Source organism: Desulfomonile tiedjei, assembly GCA_016212925.1.
GTDB lineage: Bacteria > Desulfobacterota > Desulfomonilia > Desulfomonilales > Desulfomonilaceae > JACRDF01.
Genome location: JACRDF010000025.1, coordinates 1 through 21,729, shown reverse-complemented (window position 1 = coordinate 21,729; position 21,729 = coordinate 1). Strand labels below are relative to the sequence as shown.

17 protein-coding genes and 4 tRNA genes are annotated in these 21,729 nt (G+C 53.5%); 17 read left to right on the top strand and 4 right to left on the bottom strand.

Translation table 11 applies throughout. The annotated features are described in order from the left end of the window. Positions 1 to 215 precede the first annotated feature (215 nt). Complete coding sequence (locus HY913_10645; GenBank protein ID MBI4963721.1) at positions 216 to 1,103, top strand: MaoC family dehydratase N-terminal domain-containing protein; 888 nt, start codon at positions 216 to 218, stop codon at positions 1,101 to 1,103. A gap of 59 nt (positions 1,104 to 1,162) precedes the next feature. After that, the gene (locus HY913_10640) at positions 1,163 to 2,740 is read left to right on the top strand and encodes an acyl--CoA ligase (protein ID MBI4963720.1); all 1,578 of its coding nucleotides are present in this window, start codon (positions 1,163 to 1,165) and stop codon (positions 2,738 to 2,740) included. Positions 2,741 to 3,253: 513 nt separating this feature from the next. Here the strand turns inward: HY913_10640 and HY913_10635 are convergent. Further along, positions 3,254 to 3,442, bottom strand: coding sequence for a hypothetical protein (locus HY913_10635; GenBank protein MBI4963719.1), 189 nt, complete (start codon positions 3,440 to 3,442; stop codon positions 3,254 to 3,256). A gap of 47 nt (positions 3,443 to 3,489) precedes the next feature. Between HY913_10635 and HY913_10630 the strand changes: the two genes are divergently transcribed. Both HY913_10630 and glgA read left to right on the top strand, forming a co-directional pair. Further along, positions 3,490 to 3,990: a 3-isopropylmalate dehydratase small subunit gene (locus tag HY913_10630; protein ID MBI4963718.1), complete on the top strand. Its 501-nt coding sequence runs from the start codon at positions 3,490 to 3,492 to the stop codon at positions 3,988 to 3,990. 498 nt (positions 3,991 to 4,488) lie between these two features. Beyond that, on the top strand, positions 4,489 to 5,973 hold the full coding sequence (glgA, locus tag HY913_10625) for a glycogen synthase GlgA (GenBank protein ID MBI4963717.1): 1,485 nt from the start codon (positions 4,489 to 4,491) through the stop codon (positions 5,971 to 5,973). A gap of 7 nt (positions 5,974 to 5,980) precedes the next feature. Here the strand turns inward: glgA and HY913_10620 are convergent, their stop codons facing one another. Then, on the bottom strand, positions 5,981 to 8,143 hold the full coding sequence (locus HY913_10620) for an ATP-dependent RecD-like DNA helicase (protein ID MBI4963716.1): 2,163 nt from the start codon (positions 8,141 to 8,143) through the stop codon (positions 5,981 to 5,983). A gap of 366 nt (positions 8,144 to 8,509) precedes the next feature. Continuing rightward, positions 8,510 to 9,010 carry a hypothetical protein gene (locus HY913_10615; protein ID MBI4963715.1) on the bottom strand — a complete coding sequence of 167 codons (501 nt, stop codon included), beginning with the start codon at positions 9,008 to 9,010 and terminating at the stop codon, positions 8,510 to 8,512. 371 nt (positions 9,011 to 9,381) lie between these two features. Between HY913_10615 and HY913_10610 the strand changes: the two genes are divergently transcribed. The 5 genes from HY913_10610 to HY913_10590 all read left to right on the top strand — a co-directional run bounded on the left by HY913_10610 (position 9,382) and on the right by HY913_10590 (position 15,757). Further along, a complete protein-coding gene (locus HY913_10610) occupies positions 9,382 to 9,816 on the top strand; it encodes a hypothetical protein (protein ID MBI4963714.1) in 435 nt (144 codons plus the stop codon). A 252-nt stretch (positions 9,817 to 10,068) separates the two neighbouring features. Next, a complete protein-coding gene (locus HY913_10605) occupies positions 10,069 to 11,436 on the top strand; it encodes a TolC family protein (protein MBI4963713.1) in 1,368 nt (455 codons plus the stop codon). Further along, entirely contained in the window at positions 11,417 to 12,514 is a 1,098-nt protein-coding gene (locus tag HY913_10600; protein ID MBI4963712.1) for an efflux RND transporter periplasmic adaptor subunit, read from the top strand. The genes HY913_10605 and HY913_10600 overlap by 20 nt, the downstream gene beginning before the upstream one ends. 317 nt (positions 12,515 to 12,831) lie before the next feature. Then, positions 12,832 to 14,019: a glycosyltransferase gene (locus HY913_10595; GenBank protein MBI4963711.1), complete on the top strand. Its 1,188-nt coding sequence runs from the start codon at positions 12,832 to 12,834 to the stop codon at positions 14,017 to 14,019. A 1,186-nt stretch (positions 14,020 to 15,205) separates the two neighbouring features. Next, complete coding sequence (locus HY913_10590; GenBank protein MBI4963710.1) at positions 15,206 to 15,757, top strand: hypothetical protein; 552 nt, start codon at positions 15,206 to 15,208, stop codon at positions 15,755 to 15,757. Between the two features lie 21 nt (positions 15,758 to 15,778). On the opposite strand, the gene HY913_10585 is transcribed toward HY913_10590, so the two are convergent. Continuing rightward, positions 15,779 to 15,949: a hypothetical protein gene (locus tag HY913_10585; protein ID MBI4963709.1), complete on the bottom strand. Its 171-nt coding sequence runs from the start codon at positions 15,947 to 15,949 to the stop codon at positions 15,779 to 15,781. A gap of 105 nt (positions 15,950 to 16,054) precedes the next feature. Here HY913_10585 and HY913_10580 point away from each other — a divergent pair, with 105 nt between their 5' ends. From HY913_10580 to HY913_10545, 8 genes are all read left to right on the top strand, one after another. Continuing rightward, the gene (locus HY913_10580; protein MBI4963708.1) at positions 16,055 to 17,911 is read left to right on the top strand and encodes an ATP-dependent metallopeptidase FtsH/Yme1/Tma family protein; all 1,857 of its coding nucleotides are present in this window, start codon (positions 16,055 to 16,057) and stop codon (positions 17,909 to 17,911) included. 165 nt (positions 17,912 to 18,076) lie between these two features. Next, positions 18,077 to 18,676: a nucleotidyltransferase family protein gene (locus HY913_10575; GenBank protein MBI4963707.1), complete on the top strand. Its 600-nt coding sequence runs from the start codon at positions 18,077 to 18,079 to the stop codon at positions 18,674 to 18,676. Continuing rightward, positions 18,673 to 20,421, top strand: a complete 1,749-nt coding sequence (gene ispH, locus HY913_10570; protein MBI4963706.1) for a 4-hydroxy-3-methylbut-2-enyl diphosphate reductase — start codon at positions 18,673 to 18,675, stop codon at positions 20,419 to 20,421. Before HY913_10575 ends, ispH begins: the two co-directional genes overlap by 4 nt. A gap of 239 nt (positions 20,422 to 20,660) precedes the next feature. Further along, positions 20,661 to 20,736 (top strand) — tRNA-Thr (locus HY913_10565). 4 nt (positions 20,737 to 20,740) lie between these two features. Beyond that, positions 20,741 to 20,825: transfer RNA gene (locus tag HY913_10560), tRNA-Tyr, on the top strand. A 36-nt stretch (positions 20,826 to 20,861) separates the two neighbouring features. Further along, positions 20,862 to 20,937 (top strand) — tRNA-Gly (locus tag HY913_10555). Positions 20,938 to 21,039: 102 nt separating this feature from the next. Further along, positions 21,040 to 21,116: transfer RNA gene (locus tag HY913_10550), tRNA-Thr, on the top strand. Between the two features lie 109 nt (positions 21,117 to 21,225). Beyond that, on the top strand, positions 21,226 to 21,729 hold a 504-nt coding region (locus HY913_10545; protein MBI4963705.1), incomplete at its 3' end, for a GTP-binding protein.

The following is a 21,729-nucleotide window of genomic DNA, read 5'->3' as shown; positions in this document are numbered from 1 at the left end:
TTCCCGGAGTATATGAGCCAAAGGCTGTTGGCTGCTTGTGCGCAGGCTCTGCGGGAAGTGCGTGGAATTTCAACCCGGTTAAAGAAGCAGTACCTGCTGAAATGCATCCCCGTCAATCCTACTGCATTGACCATACGGAGGGAGATAAAGTATGCTCGGAGAGTCGAAAAGACTAACAGCCGCACACAGATGATTCGGGACAAGTGAGGGTGATCGTGAAGCTCGATACCGACTTCGCCGGCATGTGTTTCAGAGACTTCCATACAGAAATCACCTGGCGCCGTACCATGAACTATGCGGCGGCAGTAGGTGACCCCAATCCCTTCTACTTCGACGACGAGCGTGAAAGGGGTGTCATCGCTCCCCCGATGTTCGCTGTTGCAGTGACATGGCCGATTTCGGAGAGGATTTGGGACTATATAGATGCAGACAACTTCCCAAAGGAAATCCTGGCCACCCAGGTCCACTTTACGGAGCACCTCCTCTTCCACAGGCCTGTCCGGCCCGGCGACAAATTGACGATCAAAGGTTCCATAGCGGAGATCTCCCCGCACAAGGCCGGCACACTGGTCGTCATACGTTATCGCGCGGTGGATGAACAAGGCCGGTCGGTTTTCACCGAATATTTGGGCGGTCTCATGCGAGGGGTGGAATGTTGCGGCGAGGCCAAAAACTCTGAACCACTTCCTACAGTCCCAGAGCATAAGGGACAAGGCCCGCCCCTCTGGGAGACCCCGATTTTCATCGATCCGGTCGCTCCGTTTGTGTACGACGGCTGCACAAACATCTTTTTCCCGATTCATACTTCAGTCGCGTTCGCTCGCGGACTCGGCCTTCCAGGAATCATTCTCCAGGGAACAGCCACCCTGGCCTACGCGATACGCGAAATCATCAATCGTGAAGCCGACGGCAATCCTTATGCCCTACGTTCTGTGGCGTGCCGTTTCACCGGCATGGTTGTGCCGGGATCCGAAATTCGGATGATTCTGTCGGGTCGCAGTTCGGATGGCCCAGGCACGGACCTTTTTTTCAAGGTCCTCAATGCCGCCGGATCACCCGCCATCAGCGGCGCGTACGCGCGCCTTGAACGCAGCAACGTCTAGGCAACATCTGGCAACCGATCTTCATCAGAATGGATCTCTTGCGACAAAAGGAGGGAACTGTGAGCTGGAAGCGTCTGACCCAAACATGGCACTTTGTGGAAAAATGGGCTGAAGCTAGGCCCCAGGCCGAAGCTCTGGCATTCGAAGACGACAGGCTGACCTGGACCGATTTCAAGAGCCGTATGGACCTTATAGCCAAAGCCTTTCTCGATATTGGAGTCCGGAAGGGGGACCGGATTGCCATGCTGTCCATGGCTCGCACAGAGTTCTTGACTACGTTCATGGCCGCGGGGAAAGTCGGCGCCGTGTGGCTGGGCCTGTCTCCCAAGTTCACACTGGATGAGCTGCGGTACTTGATTGGGGACTGCCAACCCACGGTGGTCATCACTTTGCGGCAACATCTGGGCATCGATCTTGGCTCTACGGTCAAAAGCCTGATAGAGGAGTTTCCCTGTCTCAAGAAGGTGCTCGTTATGGGGGAACCTTTCGAAGGAACAGAGGGATTCCCGGAATTCGCGTACCGGCAACGACCCCACTTGGACGGCGCCCTGGAAGCGCGCTGCACGGAAGTCGCCGAGCAGGACCCAACATTGCTGCTCTATACCTCCGGGTCTACAGGCAAGCCTAAAGGAGTGGTGCACACACACTCGAGCATTGTCAAAAACATCGAAGTAGAAGTGAAGAAGTTCTCTTTTGATGAACAAGCGCGGGGGTTGATACACTTCCCCATCAACCACGTAGCAGCGGTTGTCGAGTTGGGTTTTGCAGGGATCATGGCAGGAGGCTTCCTGATGTGTATGGACAGGTTCGATCCAACAGAAGCCTTGAAAACGGTCCAAAGAGAAAGGATTACACATCTCGGCCAAGTTCCGGCGATGTTTTTGCTTCAGTTCAGGGACCCACAGTTTGCCCAAACAGACCTGAGCAGTATCCGGCATTTTCTGTGGGCCGGCGCAGCGGCTCCGAACATAATGGTCACCGTCCTGTCCCAGATCTGTGCAAAGACCGGGGCTTCAATGGTAACAGGGTACGGAAGCACCGAGGTGTGCGGATTCGTGACTTACACTGAAAAGCTCGATGACCTGAACAAACTTGTGCACACCGCGGGGAAAATTGCAGCGCCATTTGAACTGAAAATCGTTAACCCGGACCGTCAGGAAATCCCGGATGGAGAAGTAGGAGAGGTGGCTGTTCGAGGGCCTTTCATGATGAAAGAATATTACAACAACCCTGAAGCCACGAAAGCAGTTATTGACGAAGACGGATGGTACTATACATCGGATTTGGCCTTCAAAGATTCCCAGGGGTACATCCATCTGACCGGTCGAGCATCGGAAATGTTCAAGAGTGGAGGCGAAAATGTGTACCCTCGAGAGATTGAGGAAGTGATCGAATCCCATCCAAGCATCCTGTTCGCCGCGGTAATTGCTGTTCCGGACGAAGTGTACCAAGAAGTGGGATGGGCCTTTGCGATGCTACAGCCTGGCAAGGAAGTCTCTGAAGAAGAGCTTAGGGAGTTCTGCCAATCCAGGCTGACGAACTTCAAGGTCCCGAAGAGGTTGTTCGTGCGGCCGCTTCTGCCTTTACTGCCAACCGGGAAAGTCGACAAAGTGGCCCTTCGAAAGGAAGTTGTGTAACCCCTTCCCCGAGTGATCGATCGGGGCCCGCAATTACGACGCAGGGGCTTGGAGGGGCGGCCGGCCATTGCTGGGGCCGCTTCCTTGACCGCGCTTCAGTATGAAGCGTACTTAGGAGAAGATTCAGATCGTGCCACGATGGCGCGAGGTTTCTCGTTCCAAGGCTCTGCCTTGGAACGCATAACGGGAGGCTCCGCCTCCCTGGCTTGGTTGAAATGACTTGTGTTTCCGGGCAGAGCCCGGAAGGTAAGGGTTCCCAGGCGGAGCCTGGGAACCAGAACGCTAAAGAACTTGCGTGCCACATTTCTAAGCGGGAGATTAGGTTTTGGGGGAGCCTCTCCGTGCCCGCCAGGCTTACTCGCATGAAGGCGCATTCCTATGAAAAGGCCCATAGCCGAAAGGAGACATGGGCTCGTTCTTTCATGGTGCCACGGATGTGCGTAGCTCATCCGTGCACGGACACGGACGAGCCTAGCTGCACGTCCGTGGCACCAATACGGAACGAAGGCATTTTCATCCTTCGTTGTGGCGCTTCCCGCAATGAAAGTTGGTATGAGATATTGTGGCCTCTTCCTGCTGATCGTGAAAAAGCCTCTTGCAAACAAAATGTGATAGTGTAAAAAAATCCTTCTGGCCCGCGGCATAGCACCTGAGGCCAAAAAAGAACTCTTCCGGTCGTCGAGCAAGAGGTGCTTCTTTCACGGAAAGCCTCTTAACGGGCCGGACCGACTGTCCATTAGGAGGCAGGAATGGCTTTCAAAGGCAAAGCATGGAAATTTGGCGATGACGTCAATACCGACGAAATAATACCTGCTCGGTATCTCAGCCTTACAGAGGCCGCGGACCTCGCCAAACACGTCATGGAAGACGCGGACCCGTTGTTCCCCTCGAAAGTGCAAGAGGGTGATGTCATTGTGGCTGGGAAGAACTTCGGGTGCGGCTCGTCGAGAGAACATGCCCCGGTGGCAATCAAGGGAGCAGGAGTGTCATGCGTTATTGCGAAGAGCTTTGCGAGGATTTTCTTTCGCAACTCTTTTAACATGGGCCTACTGATATTTGAGTCCCGCGAAGCAGTGGAAGGTATCAACGAAGGGGACTTGGTGGAAGTGGATCCGGATGAAGGTGTGATCCGCAATCTCTCGACCGGTGAAACATACAATACTGTGCCCATTCCTCCCTTCATGAGAGAATTAGTCAGGGACGGGGGTCTTATAGCGCATATCAGAAAACAGGACGAAACGAGCCGATGACTATTTTCGATGCGGCCACCATGCTAGGTTGTCCAGGATACAAAACCCTTTCGTTAATTTCATTTGGAATCTATAATAAAGGGCGCGTCTTCCCCAACAAAGGTCCGGCCTGCAAGTGTTGCGGTAGATTTTTATTTTCCGGGCAAATTAGGTAAATGCCATAGGCGCTCTTCCGGGAGCCGTGACCCTTGTAGTACGTCCCAGGGGAATAGAGGCCATTTACTCAGATTCGGCTATCTCTATGGTTTTTCTTGACTCGCCGCCAGTCCGGCATTCCAGCGAGAACTAGTTCTCGCGCATAAGGCAAAAGGCGGCTGTATTGGTTGGCAGCCATAGGCAACATGTAATGGTTCACCGGGCTTGAGGCGGCTCTGCGCCCGGTGAGGATGGAGGGGGAGACCATCTCCCCCTCCAAACCTCCCCCATCGTAGTTTCAAGGCGTCGGGGCGGTCCCGGTGAACGGTTACGGCAACATATCTGCTCGTTAGGAGATCAAAAGTGCGAGTGCTAATGATAACTCCGGAGGCAACTCCTTTTGCTCAGACAGGTGGCCTAGGAGAGGTTTTGTCGGCTCTTCCATCGGAGCTTGCGGAATTGGGCCTGGAAGTGGACGTCGTGATGCCCAAGTACCGTGGTATAGATGCGGACCACTACGATTTGGAAAAAATGGACGCAAAGATCGAGGTCACGCTTAACGCCAAGAATTTGTCCGCTTCCTTGTGGCAGCACCGAGACCAGAGGGGAGCGCGCTATATCTTTCTGGAATGTGACGAGTATTACGACAGGGAATACCTTTACGGCACTCCTGACGCGGATTACGAAGATAACTCGGAGCGATTCGTTTTCTTGGCCCGTGCCGCAATCGAGATGGCGCTGGCACGCAAAATCCACTACGACGTTTTTCACTCCCACGATTGGCAGGCTGCTCTGATACCGGTTTACCTGCGGACGCTGTATGCCTGGGAGCCTCTTCTGCATGAAAGCTCTTCGGTCATGACGATCCATAACCTCGGCTATCAAGGGATCTTCTGGCATCTTGACATGCCTCTGGTGGGAGTGGGTTGGGAGTTCTTTACCCCTAGGCATATGGAATTTCATGGCAAGCTAAATTTCCTAAAAAGTGGGATCGTTTTTGCGGATGAGGTGAACACTGTCTCGCCGGGCTATCGAAACGAAATCCTCACGCCGGAATTCGGATTCGGCCTTGAGGGAGTGCTGCAAGAAAAAGGTAACCAGCTTTCAGGCATTCTCAACGGAGTGGATTACACGATCTGGAATCCGGCAACCGATTCTCTGATCTCCGCCAATTACAGCCCCGACGATCTCTCAGGCAAAGCTGATTGCAAGGCCGACTTGCAGCGGGTTGCGGGGCTGCCGCAGAGACCTGAGATCCCATTGATCGGGGTGGTTAGCCGGTTGTCCAGCCAAAAAGGGGTGGACATAATTGAAGCGGCAATACCTGCCCTCATGGCCAACGATTTACAGATGGTCCTTCTGGGTACAGGCGATGCTCGCTATCAGACGACCTTCTCGGACATCAGCAGACGTTACCCTCAAAATATGGGGGTCTTCCTTGCCTACGACTATGGATTGGCTCACAAAATCTTTGCAGGGGCCGACGCGCTGTTGGTCCCTTCCAGGTACGAACCGTGCGGCATCAACCAACTCTATGCATTGAAATACGGGACAGTACCGATTGTCCGGGCCACCGGCGGTTTGACGGACACGGTTGACCAATTCGATCTACAGAGGGATTCGGGCACAGGCTTCAGGTTTGCCGAACCGGATCCCAAGGTGCTAACAGAAACAATACTCAGTGCACTTAAGGTATTTGTTCAGAATCCCAAAGCTTGGAAAAGGTTGATGGTCAGAGGAATGACAACCGATTTGTCGTGGAGTCGCTCGGCCGGGGAGTATTTGAAGCTCTATGAAAGGGCCATTGCAGGGAGAAAGACTACGCTCGGCAATAGGCCGACCACCTGATCCGCGTCTAGATCTTGTGAGCCAAATAGGTATGTCTGGGTTCGACGCTGCGGTTTTCCACGGCCATTTTCAGGGCCTTGGGACTGCCGATCAGAATGACGAGTTCTCTACCACGCGTCATGGCCGTATATAGGAGATTCCTGCGCAAGAGCACAAAATGCTGAGTATTCAGAGGGATTATCACGGCGCGATATTCACTCCCCTGAGATTTGTGAACTGTCACCGCGTAAGCAAGAATCAGTTCATCAGTTTCTGAAATGTGATACTTGACCGGCCTTCCGTCGAATTCTACCTCCACCTCGTCCCATTCAGCATCGTAGGACACGATTTTCCCAACGTCGCCGTTGAAAACCTCTTTGTCGTAGTTGTTGCGAGTTTGCATCACGCGATCGCCCACGCTGAATCGCCCCCCTTTTACCGGCTTACCTTCGGGATTGAGCAGCTGCCTAAGCTCTCTGTTGAGATTTTCGGTTCCAAGCGTTCCCTTGTGCATTGGACTGAGTATCTGAACGTCCTCAACCGGGTTGAAGCCGAATCGCTCGGGGATCCTGCGGGAAACCATTTCTTTGATTAGCCGCAGAGCTTCGTCAGGATCGTTTTTTTCAATCAGGTAAAAGTCCGAGCCACCCTCCCCTTCGGGTTCGTTTGCAGGCAACTTGCCCTGATTCACCAAGTGGGCATTGGTAACGATCAGGCTTTCTCGAGCTTGCCTGAACACGGTTTCAAGCCTGAACACAGGAATGTTCCCGGAATCTATGAAGTCTCCCAACACATTGCCGGGACCTACCGATGGAAGTTGGTCCGCGTCCCCCACGAGAACAAGCGTGCTCTGGGGGTGAATTGCGGCGAGCAGATAGTTCATCAGAGAGATATCCACCATGGAGACTTCGTCTATCACAATGAATTCTCCTTCCAACGGCCGTGAGATTCCCCGCTGAAAACCTCCTTCTGAGGGAGAATATTCCAGGAGCCGATGCACAGTCTTCGCTTCTCTCCCCGTGGCCTCAGCGAGCCTTTTGGCAGCCCGCCCAGTGGGGGCACCGAGAAGCACTCGCAGCTTCTTGGCTTCGAGAATCTCTATAAGACACCGCAACAGGGTGGTCTTACCGGTTCCAGGTCCTCCGGTCAGAATCAATACTTTGTGATCCATTGCCGCGGCCACGGCCTGCTTCTGCGCGTCGGAAAGATTGAGCCCGCTCCGCCTTTGCACCCAGTCCACCGCAGCTTCCAACCTGATCGGCGGAAGAAAGTGGGGTGAGCTGATAAGATTTCGCAACCTCAGCGCCACAGAATTCTCGGCCCTGGCCATCATCTGAGGATAGACTCTGTCTTCCTCAGCGACTACCTCTCCGGACCTCTCCAGTTGTTCCAGGGTCTTTCCTAGGGTTTGAACCTCAATGCCCAGAAGCTCACGGGCTTTCTCCAGAAGCTTGGCCCTCGGGTAGAAGCAATGCCCTTCCCCTTGAATCGTGTCGAGAACGTGCAGGATGCCCGCGTGCGCGCGCATGGGTGATCGCATGTCGATCCCCATGCTTCCAGCAATCTTGTCGGCGGTCCTGAAGCCTATTCCTCGAATATCCGTAGCCAGGCAGTACGGATTCCTGGACACAACATCGACCGCACTATTTCCGTACTTCTTAAAGATCTTGTATGCGAAGGTTGACGATATGCCGTGAGTTTGCAGGAAGAGCATGACCTCTCTGATATTTTTTTGCTCCCGGAAAGCGTCGGAAATCTTTTCAGCACGCACGGAACCTATTCCAGGCACTTTGAAGAGTTCCTTCGGTTCGTTCTCAATAACCTCCAGAGTTCTCTGACCAAACGTGGCGGTTATTCGCCGCGCCATCTCGGGGCCGATCCCCTTTATCAGGTTGGATGCCAGGAATTTCTCGATTCCGGCAACAGTGGACGGTGCTCTGGAGCTAGCGTTCTGAAACCGGAACTGTTCGCCGAATTTCTTATCAAATTCCCAGCGGCCCTCCAGGACAAGAGTCTCCCCGGGGTGCGGCCGTGGGAGGCTTCCGACCACGGTCACGGGCTCTCTTCTTCCGCGGACCGTTAGCCTCGCAACAATAAAGTCGCTTGTGTCCGAAGCAAACACGAGCCGATCCAGTACGCCTTCCAGGATCAGAGCGCGGTCTTCAGGGTCACCATTCAGAGAGAGCGTCATAGGATTTCTCGGCCTAGGGATCTTGTGTCGCTATTATTCATACTAAGGATTTTGGGAAACAGCGTCCACTCCCGAAAGGCGTCAAAGTACCACACGAGGCTTTCTTGCACCACTCGGCATGCAAGCACCAAGATCGCCGCCCGACAATCCTCGGGGTCTCCGAGCCGAAGTCACCGCAGTTTACCACGCTTCAATAGCGTCATGGGCGGAACCTGGGCCATGATGCTATTTGGAAAAAAAATCGGGGACATATGTCCCCGATGTGGAATGGAAAGAGTGCGATTTTCGGGCAGTTGGCGCCCTTGGAAATGGGTCGGCGTGCTGATTGGCAATCAATGATTGCGTGCCGGACATAGGATAAGGAAATCAGTAAAAGAGGCCGGGGCCCCCACCACCCATTCCGAGAAGGCTCGAGCAGAGTTCGAGGCACGGAAGTCCTGAAAGAATCCCTCCCCCGTATGCGGCCGGACCGTACGCAGGCGGACCGTATCCAGCAGGACCGCACGCAGGCGGAGCACACCCGGGCGCGGCCGGAGGTGCGTAGACCTTGACAGGAGGAGGGCAGGGAGCCGGAGCGCCTCTGTACGCGTATCCGGGGCCCGGTACAGGCGGATAAGGTCCCACAGTGTTGCCACCCAAAAGGCTACCTACTACCAGAAAAGGCAGGGCCACTATCCCACCACACAGTCCCGGGAAGGGAGCGTCACCCCAATAAGCGCATGGATTGCCGGCAGGAGCATAAGCCTTGGCAGGATATGCCGGAGCACAGGGCGCTGCCGCTACTGCCGGAGCGCCACCGGCAAAGGCTAGGGATGCTGTGCTCAGCATCATGACACAGAGGAAAATACTGAAGACTCTCTTGACCATTACACCCTCCTTTTATTCCGAACATGTCTGTATGTACGCATACGGTATTTTTCAATCGCGGGAAGTGCGGAACGCCCCTTCCCCCCTTCAAGTCCTGGTGGCGGGAGGTATCACGGCCCATAATATGTGTCAAGTAAAATATTTGATGTTGAGATGTTAGCAGTTACATACCATATTGACAATGAATTACATGTGTTAAAATATTGAAAATATGCCATTTATATGGTATCACCCTGCCAGCAGCGGTTCCTCTTGACTTCAAACCGCTGAAAGGGAACGATATGTACGCAAAAATGGCCTGGAGCCCCCTTGGCACCGTTGGCCAATCCTAGTCAATTGCAAGAACAATGGAGTATAAATGCGGAGGATTTATGAAACTCTTGGCTAGCAGGCTTCTTCTTCTCCCTCTGGTAATTCTCGTCACTGCATCTGTCCAGGACGTTCGAGGGGCGGGGGGGATAGCCCCGGAACAGATTTTTCAGGAAATCGTCAAGCCGGAGAGCTTGATTGGAACCTGGGAGGTATTGCCTGATGAGACTCCACTTGCGGAACAAGAAGTCCGAGAGGCCAAATCGCGGCCTCGGACATTGTTGACACTACGAAAGGACTTCACGGGCAGAATATTTGATCTGGATCACCCTTCGGGTTCTGATGGATCGTGGATCTTTGAAAACCACGCACTGCTCATCACCTTGCAATCCGGAGCCAAAGTCGAATTCTACGTTTACGGCGTTAAAGGAGATTTCATGGTTACACGATCCCCCATAAAAGGCGGAAAAGATCAGTTGTGGTCACGTGTCAAATGATGCAGGGCTCATCGGAATGCGCAGCAATTCGCGTAGTTTCTCAAGTGGAAAACCTGTGCAGTGAAAACATTTCGACACGATGGATCGGCGGAAAAGCTGGTTGACATTTGGATATCCTTTCGATATACTTGCGCCAAGAGCTTTAGACCGACATCAGCGTCATTTTAGTTTAAACATTTGCGTATGTTGTGCTCAGTCCCCAGATTTTGTCTCAACTGGGATCTGAGGGTATGGAAAACTTGTGATCAAATTATGATGAGGGCTGCGGGAAATCCTTTTTCTTTCAGGAAAGTACCCATCCGGTATCGGGGTGCAAACAACCCCCATGCCTGCTTGATGGTGCTGGGGATGGTGGCTTGTGCGCTGCTATGGGCAATCCCGGCCACGGCAGGCCCAGAGATAAAGCCCGCATCTTACGGCTATTTCGACTTCCCAACCTGCGTGAGATATGCTCTGGTCCATTCGGAGTCTTTCGTTAAGAATCGTCTCGAAATTCAAATCAAGTCAATTGATGTAAAGGACGCTCACGCCGATATACTTCCTACTATCACCGTGTTGAGCCGTTATTATTTTGCGCGGGCCACTGGCGACATCACCTCAAACCCGGTCAACGTGTCGCTGTACATGACAAACTGGAACCCGTATCTGGCCTTGATCAAAATGAAGGCCTCTTCAATACTTGTGGACGGCGCAAAACTTACGCACCTGGACAAGATCAATCAAAACGTAGGAGAGATGGCAAAACTCTTCTACCGCATTCACATATTGGAAAGACTTATCAGAGCAAACAAGCAGATCGAGGCGCTTGAAAGAGATAAAGTTGACTATGGTAAAAGCCGAGCTGAGCAGGGCGCTATCGATCCTTTGGAACTTCAGATTTGGCAAAACAAACTGAAAGGCCAGCGGATCAAAGTCTCGGAACTGCGCAATGAGATAGACGAAAAAGTCACTCAACTAAAGGCGCTCATGGGTTATCACCCGGACTTTCACCTCCCCCTCGACACGCGAGACGCGGCCAATCAGGTCCTGAGTGGCTTTAACGGCCGATACGTCACATTCGCTGATGTCCAGGGAGCAAATCTGGGCCTGAAAATCCTTGCGAAGAATGAGCAGTTTCAATCAAACAATGTGACCGCGGCCTATCTGGCGCTACTTCCCAAACCCGGTCTTGTCCTCGAAAATATTAACAACCAGGTGGACCGAACGTCGGGTTTTAACTTCGGCTTGGGATTGGACTACACATTGTGGGACGGATTTACCAGAGTGCGTGACATCAGGCGCCAAAAGATGAAAGCGCAGCAAATCAAGTCCGAACGGGAGTTGCTCTCTCAAAAGCTCTATGGAAACTTTAAGCAGCTGCGAGGAAACTTGACGCTCTCCGGAGAGAAAGAGTCCTATAACCGTGAACAAGCCAAGCTCGCCGAGTTGAGCGAAGAGAAGGCCTTTATCAGCTACAAAGGGGGCTCCCTCTCGTACGAAGAATACGTGGAGAAACGCATCGGGAAAGTTGAAGCGAGCCTGAGCGTTGTCAGCGGTTCCCAGGACCGGGTGTTCTCTCTCATAGAACTGGCCACTGTTGCAGGAGGTTTGAATAGGTACAATGCGAGAATTAGACACTGATAAGCCCCGGCGCCGTTCAAAAGCGTTTGGGGTTCTCCTGGCGGCTGGCGTGGCAATTGTCTCACTGGTGCTGGTGGCTATCACCCATGAGCCGAAGAAAGCTGTTTCAAGCCCCCCTCCAGCAAAGGCAGCCATCGTTCCTCCGATAGCGGACGCCAAATCGGAAGCGGAAATCATTTTTCGCGGCAAAAGCTATCCAGTTCTGAAACGAACCGTCGTCATGCCCTTTAAGGGAGAAATCCTGAGCATGGACGTAAAAGAAGGGCAGACCATGAAAGAGCATGACACCCTGGCCTCTTATAAGCTCGACAGGGAGGCCATGATGCAGGTGCATTCAACTCTTTATCCGGAAATGGTCCTAGGTCTCAAAAAATCGGCATTTGATCAGAAGTCCTCCATAGAAAAGTTGAAATCGGTAGACCTCAAGATTAAGCAAATCGAAGTCGAGAGAGTCCAGAAAGAGCTTGCGGATCTGCGCGAGCTTTTCGCCAAGCAAATGGCCCAGGAAGAGGCGGTAAAGAATAAAGAGCGCCAGTTGGAGACCTTGAAGAAGGAGATTTTGGGTATTCACGATTCAATTAAGCAGACCGAATCGGGGCTCGAGAAAACCAACGAAGACCTACGATTCTATGAAGCGAAGCGCAAGAGGGACATCGAACTGCTGGAATGGCAGACCCGCAGGTCCTATTCCGACTCGCAGTTGCCGATGGATACGGCCTTCCTCAAGGCCCCCATAGGCGGTCAGGTGATCTGGATCGCTCCTGATTTGCGAACTCAGGCTGAGCCACCGGCCGGCTTCCCTGCATTTACCATCGCTCCCATGGGTTCGGTGGTGGTGCGTTGTAAGGTTCACGAACTGGATTTGGTCAAGTTGAATGCCGGTGATCGCGGAACGGTTGTCTTCGACGCCATTCCGCAGAAGAAATACCCTTGCACCGTCAGCCGAATCCCGTGGATAAGCCGCAACGCCGCGTTGGAAGTGCCGGCGGATTATGACATCGAATGCCAACTGGAAAACGTCGACGGTCTGATCAAAGACGGTCTGACCTGTAATGTCAAAGTAAGCATTACCCAGTAGCGGGTAGGCACCCGATCCAAGGTGGGAGGAGCGATTCGCTTCAGAGTGCGCACTGGTGGCTCACTCAATCGGCACAACCTGCCGCAACCTCGGATCGTTGAAGCCAAGATATCCAAAGGGACGGCCCGCACGGGCAATGGATTTCCCGGGACCGGTTCTCTTATACCCTCGAATAACTGTCTAAGCTCCATGTTCCTGTCCGCCCACGTTCCCATGATTCATTCCCGAAGGCAGGTCTTATAAATTGCGCGGAGTTTTGTCTTCCCGCCCGGTTATGGTATTGCCTTCTTGTGGCCTATCCGAAGGTTGATGAGGACATGAGCGTATTAGAGCTGGTGTTATCGACTTGGCTCCTCATTACCGTATCTTCCATGGCATTGGCCATATCGATCGGTGTGTTCAAGATCAGCCGCGCGGCCAAATGCCGACAACCAGGGGAATCAGAACAGCTTTTGCCGCCACTGGAAGTCCTGGTCCCGATCAAAGGGGTGTTCCCGAATCAGGAGGAGATTCTCAGGTCTTTGCTGACCCAGGACTATCCGAACTTCCACCTGTCGTTCATTCTTGAAAATGAACAGGACCCCGCTAACGAAGTTGTGGAAAGTCTCTGCCATAATTACCCCCATGCTCGCAAGGTCCTGAGCGGTCCTGCCACTTTGTGCGCTCAGAAAAACCACAATCTTGTTGCAGGCGTAAAAGCCCTACGGACCGACACGGAAATAGTCGTCCTGTGTGACAGCACTAACAAGGCCGATTCTGATTGGCTGAAACGTTTTGTTAAGCCGCTGGTAACGAACGAAATTCAGGTGGTCACAACTTTCCGGGCTTTCCAACCAGAACCCGAGACAATTGGAGGCGTTTGCCAGGCCATTTATGCCGCGCTTCTCAGGACTCTGGCCACAATGAAGCCCACGCCATGGGGCGGAGCCACCGCACTGCGTCGAACGATTGTCGACAAGCCCAAGGTACTGGAGATGTGGTCCCGAACTGTAGTTGATGATTTGGTACTGGGGAATGTGCTTGAAGAAGCCGGTGTAAAGGTATTAATGGATCCGTGCAATTTGTTGGCCTCGCCGCTGCCCGGTCAGTCGGTGCAGGGCTTTTTGGCCTATCTGGACCGGCAGGTCCTTTTCCCGAAATTCACCAATCCGGGAATCTGGCTGCTAACGGTTTCGGTCATGCTGAACCTGGCTTTGGCGATTGTGGCCGCGGTGATTCTAGGGGCGATGTTTGTCGCCGGTTTGGCCCCTACCCTCGTCGGATGGGCCTCCGTGGTATTCTGGTTGGGTTTGCTGGCCGGCGCGTTGTTGCTCCGTCACATGAATCCTTCCCAAATTTCCGCGCGGAGTTGGCTGAAATGTGTCCCTCCCTGCATACTTTTAGCTGCATTCATTTGCCTGCGATCAGTATTTGTAAATCATATCGACTGGCACGGTTTAAGGTACTGGCCTGGAAAAGCCGGTGTGGTCCTTCGGACTGAACGGCTGTCAGGCGACCGTCACTAGGGAAAACTGCCACGTCCCGATCCGCTCAGCCTCCAGATCATAGTTAAGAAGGAGATGTCTTCCATTCTCCCCTTCTTGCAGCCCGGTGTGCTAAAGGATTCTCGAAATAGACGTGGCGCGCTCGTTTTCCCTCCGTTCCGTTGAATGATCTAGTCGTTGACTCGAAGCCGGAGATCATGACATCTTTCCCGACCCGAACCGCCTTAGGGGTCCCTCAATTCACGGCAAAAGCCTCAGGTAACTCCTTAGAATTCTCATTGACCCGCAACCCTCGAATAGGATAACCTGACTCTTATAGGGGCTTTCACCCACGAATTTGCTTTAACACAGCTATTTTGAGCGTCATCAGGGGTCTGACCTTGTGGGCAGACCAGGGGGGTGCGATGAACGGCGTTCAGAAAATTGTGGTGACTGCATTTGTTGTAGCGACATTTGTGTGTGTCTCCGTCAGCGCGTGGGGTCAGTTCAAAGTGTCACCGGGACCTCCACCGCCGCCACCGGGGTCCAAATTCCCACATCCAACTCCATTTCCTCCGAATATAGGATTCACTAATACTGGGCAATTGACTTTGCCTCCCAGGCCAGACTGGGGACAAGGGCCTGTATTGCCAACACTGTCACCAGTACCGACAGTCTATGTCCCCCCCGAAGCAGTCCCTGCAAGATGAACCGACTGAGGCTTAAGTCTGTTTGGTTAGGTCTCTAACGGGCATTTTAAGAAGGGAGTTGTCCTATGCGTGCCATCCTTGTCCTGTCTTCTTTGGCTGCATGTCTAGCCTTGCCTGTCGCGAGCCCTAATTGGCTGCTGGCTGACCCTGGGTGTCCTCCACCGGACCATCCGAATTTCACTCAGGCATGCCCCAACCGAGGTTGCACTCAGCCCGGTTGGCTTTGCTGTCCATCCCCTGGGAAAAGCTGCCCGCCAGGCTACAGGTTTGGCTGCCGAAATCGCATAAAGTGCTATGACACAGAGGAAAAAGCGAGTATCGCTTGTAATGGAGACTATGAGGTTTGCTCTCCTGCCGCACCTTCAACTTCAAGAGAGCCGCGGAGACCTAATATTGCTGGCCCGCCGCTACACGACGTACAGGACAGGTTCGAAAAAACTTACCTCAAAGCTATTATCAAATGGGCACCCGGTTGGAATGAAGAGGAAAAAGAAGATGTCGCAAAAAGTCTTGTGGTATTGAAGGACGAAAAATTAAAGAACTGGATCGCTGAAAATGCCGATTTTCAACGAGCGACGAACATTACCCACAGCCCATACGTCTGGGGAAATAAGGACAAACCTTCTGTAGGAGGCAAGACAACGGAAAAACGGTTCGTGGGAATTCCGCCTGACAAGGGAATAACAGCCGACGGCACTGTTCTCAAGTTCAAAGGCCATTTCTTCCAGAACAACCCAGCCAAGCGAGATAATTTGATAGCCTTTGAAGCGGGTAAGGTTTTTTGGAACAGAATGAAGGACAGGGCGGTTGGCGATGGCAGGTCCCTGGGGAGGTGGTTTTCAGACGAGTTGGCCGGGAACAACTCTGCAATCAAGGCTATGCAGGCGGCCAGACATGGGGGCGACGACCTCTCCGAGCTTGACGACTGGGACACGGCCTCACAGTTTGCCTATGTATTCCGCGCGCAAGCACTTGGGTTGAAAAAACCTAGACACTCAGGAGAATGGGACGAAGTTATTGACGAGTTTAGAGAAAATGTTAATCCCCTTTTGAAGGTAAGGACAAGATAGGAAGAGGGCGCGGGGTGGTTTCTAACCGCCCTTCTTTTTTATCTCAGCCAGCCGCCTCTCGGCAATCTCACAAAACTCCTGCTCCCGCTCTACACAATCAAAGTCGACCCCCAGCTCTTTACATGCCAGTGCCGTCGACCCTGAACCTGTAAAAGGATCAAGGATGAACTGAGCAAAAGGGGGCGTTGTCACGTTTGGTGCATGACTCTACCCCCTGGTTGACGGTTCATGTTGACAAGGGGCTGAACAATGGCCAAATGGTCTCAATAGATGGGACGTTTGGAGGAATGCTGATAAATGGACGGGGCAAAAAACATCAAGAAAAGGACTTCTTTCTCAATTATCTACATTGTTCTTGCCTTTCTTGTCTTTGCATTACTTCAAGTGTGGATAGCCCCGAATGTGGAAAACGTCTCGTATTCCCAGTTCAAAAAGTACATCACGGAAGGTAAGATCAATGCGGTTGTGGTGTCACAGAAGTTTTTGAAGGGTTATGAGAAAGTGCAGGACGGCAAGAAAGAACCACTTTTCCCCGCCCGTTTGTATATGACCCCGCGCGTGGATGACAAGGACCTGGTCCAATTCCTCGAAAAGAATAACACTGAAATCATTGCTGAAAATGAAAACACTTTCCTCATGACTCTCCTGTCCTGGGTGCTTCCTGCCCTGATATTTGTCGGGGTTTGGGTGTGGGCCATGAAAAGGATGGGACAGGGCACGGGAATTATGACGCTTGGAAAAAGTAAGGCCCGCATTGTCGCGCAAACGGATGTCGGGATTACATTTAAGGACGTGGCAGGCCAGGATGAAGCCAAGCAAGAGCTGGAAGAGATCCTCGAGTTTCTCCGCAATCCCGAGCGGTTTACCCGATTGGGAGCGAAGATACCGAAGGGCGTACTCCTCGTAGGACCGCCCGGAACGGGAAAGACACTCCTGGCCAAAGCAGTGGCCGGAGAGTCTGGCGCACCGTTCTTCTCCATCAGCGGGTCGGATTTCATCGAAATGTTCGTTGGTCTAGGTGCGGCCAGAGTAAGGGACCTGTTCGAACAGGCGAGCAAGTTGGCTCCGTGCCTGGTTTTTATAGATGAACTGGATGCTCTGGGCAAAGCGCGTGGCGCTGGCGCTTACGGAGGTCACGACGAACGCGAGCAGACGCTCAACCAACTCCTCGTCGAAATGGACGGATTCCAGGCCAACCTTGGAGTGGTGATTATCGCCGCAACAAACAGGCCGGAAATCTTGGACCCTGCCCTGCTGCGGCCCGGAAGATTCGACCGCCACATTCTGGTCGATCGGCCGGACTTGAAGGGTCGCATCGACATTTTGAAGGTGCATACAAGAAATGTGATCATGGGCCCTGATGTGGACCTTGAAGTCATTGCTCGGAGAACTCCCGGATTCACAGGAGCGGACCTGGCCAACTTGGTAAATGAGGGCGCTCTGCTGGCGGCACGGAAGAACAAGACCCAAGTCGGTTCCCAGGAACTGGAAGAAGCCATAGACAGGATTGTGGCTGGTTTGGAGAAGAAGAACCGCGTTCTTAACGAAAAAGAAAAAAAGACCGTCGCGTACCACGAAACAGGCCACGCCCTGGTAGCCACCTTCCGGCCAACTGCAGAAAAAGTCCACAAGATTTCTATCGTACCGCGCGGGATAGGGGCGCTGGGGTTCACCATGCAGCTTCCCACCGAGGACAGGTACCTGATGTCCAGACAGGAACTCCTGGAAAAAATTGACGTGCTCCTCGGCGGCCGAGCGGCGGAGATGATCATCTTTGAAGATATTACTACAGGGGCTCAAAACGATCTCCAGCGTGCCACGGAAATAGCTCGTAGCATGGTGACGCTGTACGGCATGACAGACAAACTTGGGCCCGTAACTTACCAGAGCCAACCGAATCCGTTCTTGCAGCAGCAGCCCAACTATTTCCCCACCAGAGAGGTTAGCGAAGATACGGCTCGCCTCATCGACGCTGAAGTTAGGTCCATCATTGATGCCAGGCTGGGCGAGGTTTTGGAAACACTTCGGAAATACCAGGATCTGGTTCACCGGGTCGCAGAAAGGCTTCTGGTTAAAGAGACGCTCGAGGCGGACGAATTCCTTGAGCTTATCGGCAGGAAAGAGGCGGCGAAAACAGCCGCGGGGACGATTTAATCACGCAGTCCCACCCTTGACGCAAATAATTCCAAACACTGTCCTTCAATGGCCCAAAGGTCCCCCATGGATCGGACGATCCGCGACGAGCGGGCAGCGTAGCCTTGCTAAAGTAAAATTTCATGCTAACCTTTAATCATGGAGCCGATCGTCGAAGGCATTATTTTGGCTGCAGGCCTTTCAACGCGGATGGGAATTCCCAAAACCTTGATTCAGCTTGACGGTGACACGGTCATCGGCCGCGTGGTGAGAGCTGCCCTGGGATCAGGGTTGCGAAGGGCAGTGATTGTGGCAGGTTCGTCAACCCTGCAGACAGCTGAAGCTGTGGCGGCTTTGAAGAGTTCTCGACTGTCCGTAGTTGTGAATCCTCGCCCCGAAAAAGGAATGTCGTCCTCTCTGCGGATTGGACTCGCCGCTCTCAGTCCCGACGCGGGCGGCGCCATGATTTTGCTTGGAGATCAACCGCTTATTACCGCGAAAACAATAGATCGACTCCTTGCGGCTTTTCAATTGGACAGTGACAAGATCGTGGTCCCGGCGATCCATGGCCGAAAGACGACCCCCGTAATTTTTCCTGCGCGGCTCTTCCCGGAACTTATGACAACGGAAGGCGACATAGGAGGCAGGGACGTCTTGAAAAGTCACCCGGACGAGATCGTAAGAGTGGAAATGGGCTCCAGTTACGATGACACGGACTTGGACACACCGGATGATCTGGAAAAATTCACAGGCAGTGCATTCCAGGACAAGCGACTGAGATCATGAAGATACGTTTGGCAAAAACCGCTGGATTCTGCATGGGCGTCCGACGGGCGGTCGAGATGGTTCTGGACCTTCAAAGGATCTCTCCGCCAACGCCCATTGTCACGTACGGCCCGCTCATACATAATCCTCAAACTCTGGAACTGCTCCAGTCGCGCGGCATCCTGGAGGTGGATCGTCTGGAAGAAATTGAATCCGGAACCGTGGTGATCCGCGCGCACGGGATCTCCCCCCAGGAAAGACAACTCCTGGAACAGAAAGGTGTGGGCATCATTGACGCCACCTGCCCACGAGTGGCGAGAGTCCAGGCGGTGATACGAAAACATGCCGCCAAAGGACATTTCTGCGTGATCGTTGGCGACGAAGACCATCCTGAGGTTCGCGGTCTAATGGGTTTTGCTTCCGCGGGAGGTCTAGCCGTCCCGGGCGGGGATTCAATAGAAGCGCTGGATTCGGTCCCGACCGATCGGGAAATCTGTGTGGTGGCCCAAACCACTCAAGAGGAGCAGACCTTTGAAAAGGTCGTGGAGATCCTCGGAACGCGCGGAGGCAAGATCCATGTCCACAACACCATCTGTGACTCCACCAGGAAGCGCCAGGCAGAAGTCAGCCGAATGGCCGGGCAGGTGGACTTCATAGTGGTGGTGGGGGGCAAGGGATCGGGCAACACGAGGAGGCTTGCCAAAGTTGCTCGAGCACAGGGTGTGCCCGCGCTGCATGTGGAGACGGACGAAGATATACCCGCCGCGGCTCTGACCGGCGCAAAGACGGTCGGTGTGACCGCGGGAGCGAGCACACCGAATTGGCAGATTCGGCGAATCATCGGCAAGCTTAGAGAAATAGGCATGAGCCGAGCGGTCGGGCCTCTGAGGGCTTTCCGGGCCATAGGCGATATCGCAGTCATGACATACTGTTGGGCGGCAATGGCGGGCGCGGGTCTGACAGCCACATGTCTTGTTCTCCAACAGCGCCGAATTACCTGGTTGCCACTCGCAGTAAGCATGCTTTTCGTATTTTCCATGCACCTGTTCAACAGGCTACAGGAGCGGGCCGGGGCCGTCCGCTTCAACACTCCCGAGATCGCGTCGTTTTATACGCGGCACAGAAGCCTGCTGGCAAGCTTAGGGGTGCTATCGTCCATCGCTGCTGTGATTCTCAGCCTTCAGATGGGGCTCTATGCTTTTGGTATTCTTGTGGCCATGCTTGTCACGGGAATGATGTATACGGTACCGATTTTGTCCAAATCTCCCTTCCGAAGGATCCGGTGGCGCAGTCTGAAGGACTTGCCCGGCTCCAAGACCCCGCTCGTTGCAGCGGGATGGGCAGTTTCGGCCGCTGTACTGCCCGTGATAGGGTCAGAATCCGGAGTTTACTTTCCAGGTTTGATCGTGGCGTTCGTGGTGGCAGCAGGAATGGTCTTCTGGCGCACAGCTCTGTCTGACCTGCTGGACGTTCAGGGAGACCGAATTGTAGGCCGTGAAACCATTCCCATATTAATAGGTGTCAAAGACACAAGGAGGCTCCTGGTGGGTTTGCTGGCATTTCTCACCGTCTTGCCGGTGGTCTCCGCGTGGGCCGGATGGGTCCCCGCTGTGGGGTATTGGCTGGTTGCCAACACGTTAGTTTTCGGTATTCTGTTCATGGTGTACAGGGGGGGGCATATGGTGGACCGGCTCTCCTTCGAGGCCATGACGGACGGGAATTTTTTGCTTGCGGGTGTACTTTCAATGATCTATGGGATGTCATGAGGTGGCGAATAGTTCTTCAGTTACCGGATGGCACGAACCGCTCGTACCAATGTCGGTGATTCGCGGGTTAGTGTTGCGAGTAGCGGGATTCCAGCCTACCGTTATCGAGATTTTGGCCAGGGAAGCCTATCAAAGAGGCGTTGGCTCCAGAAAGAGGGGTTGCAGGCCTTGCGGAGAAAAATTGCTTGACACCACTTTACACGCGTGGTAAAAAATATAGTTTTATAGAGGAGCCTTTTGCTGGCGTAGCTCAACCGGTAGAGCAGCTGATTTGTAATCAGCAGGTTGCGGGTTCGAGTCCCATCGCCAGCTCCAAGAAGGAGGGGTTCCCGAGTGGCCAAAGGGGGCAGACTGTAAATCTGTTGGCTCAGCCTTCGGAGGTTCAAATCCTCCCCCCTCCACCAGCAGCCCTTGCAGGCGCGCGGGCAGCGGCAGACCATGCGGGAATAGCTCAGTTGGTAGAGCGTCAGCCTTCCAAGCTGAATGTCGCGGGTTCGAGCCCCGTTTCCCGCTCCAAATTATCGATGCCACTTCAAGTGCCTGTGACCGGAAGTGACTAAGGCTCTACCGGGGATGTGCCAGGGTGCTCAGACAGAATAAACACTCGGACAGCGTCGGGCCCACGTAGCTCAGTAGGTAGAGCACTTCCTTGGTAAGGAAGAGGTTCACCGGTTCGATCCCGGTCGTGGGCTCCATAGACCGCTTGATCCCCCGGGGCCAAGAATTAATCCACTTGGGCCGTTCGTCAAAAATTGATCAGGCCCCCAGAATATTTTGCCGGCTATTTTCCCTAAGGAGGAGCCCATGGGCAAGGCGAAGTTTGAGCGAACAAAGCCGCACGTGAACGTAGGGACCATAGGTCACATAGATCACGGCAAGACTACGCTGACAGCGGCGATAACGCGGGTGTTGGCCAAGAAGGGTTTGGCCAATTATGTGCCGTTTGAGGAGATAGACAAGGCTCCCGAGGAGAAGGAGCGCGGTATAACCATAGCGACGGCCCATGTGGAGTATCAGACGGACAAGCGTCATTATGCGCATGTGGACTGTCCGGGTCATGCGGACTACATCAAGAACATGATAACCGGTGCGGCGCAGATGGACGGTGCGATACTGGTGGTGGGAGCCAACGACGGTCCCATGCCTCAGACCAGGGAGCTCATACTTCTTGCGCGCCAGGTTGGAGTGCCGTACGTAGTGGTCTTTTTGAACAAGACGGACATGGTTGACGATCCTGAGCTTATAGAGTTGGTGGAGCTGGAGCTTCGCGAGTTATTGAGTTCGTATGATTTTCCCGGTGATGACATT

Bases quoted from the DNA above. Each gene is read 5' to 3' on its own strand.
- HY913_10630 (MBI4963718.1), top strand. From the start codon at position 3,490: ATGGCTTTCAAAGGCAAAGCATGGAAATTTGGCGATGACGTCAATACC.
- HY913_10620 (MBI4963716.1), bottom strand. From the start codon at position 8,143: ATGACGCTCTCTCTGAATGGTGACCCTGAAGACCGCGCTCTGATCCTG.
- HY913_10615 (MBI4963715.1), bottom strand. From the start codon at position 9,010: ATGGTCAAGAGAGTCTTCAGTATTTTCCTCTGTGTCATGATGCTGAGC.
- HY913_10610 (MBI4963714.1), top strand. From the start codon at position 9,382: ATGAAACTCTTGGCTAGCAGGCTTCTTCTTCTCCCTCTGGTAATTCTC.
- HY913_10605 (MBI4963713.1), top strand. From the start codon at position 10,069: ATGATGAGGGCTGCGGGAAATCCTTTTTCTTTCAGGAAAGTACCCATC.
- HY913_10600 (MBI4963712.1), top strand. From the start codon at position 11,417: ATGCGAGAATTAGACACTGATAAGCCCCGGCGCCGTTCAAAAGCGTTT.
- HY913_10595 (MBI4963711.1), top strand. From the start codon at position 12,832: ATGAGCGTATTAGAGCTGGTGTTATCGACTTGGCTCCTCATTACCGTA.
- HY913_10580 (MBI4963708.1), top strand. From the start codon at position 16,055: ATGGACGGGGCAAAAAACATCAAGAAAAGGACTTCTTTCTCAATTATC.
- ispH (MBI4963706.1), top strand. From the start codon at position 18,673: ATGAAGATACGTTTGGCAAAAACCGCTGGATTCTGCATGGGCGTCCGA.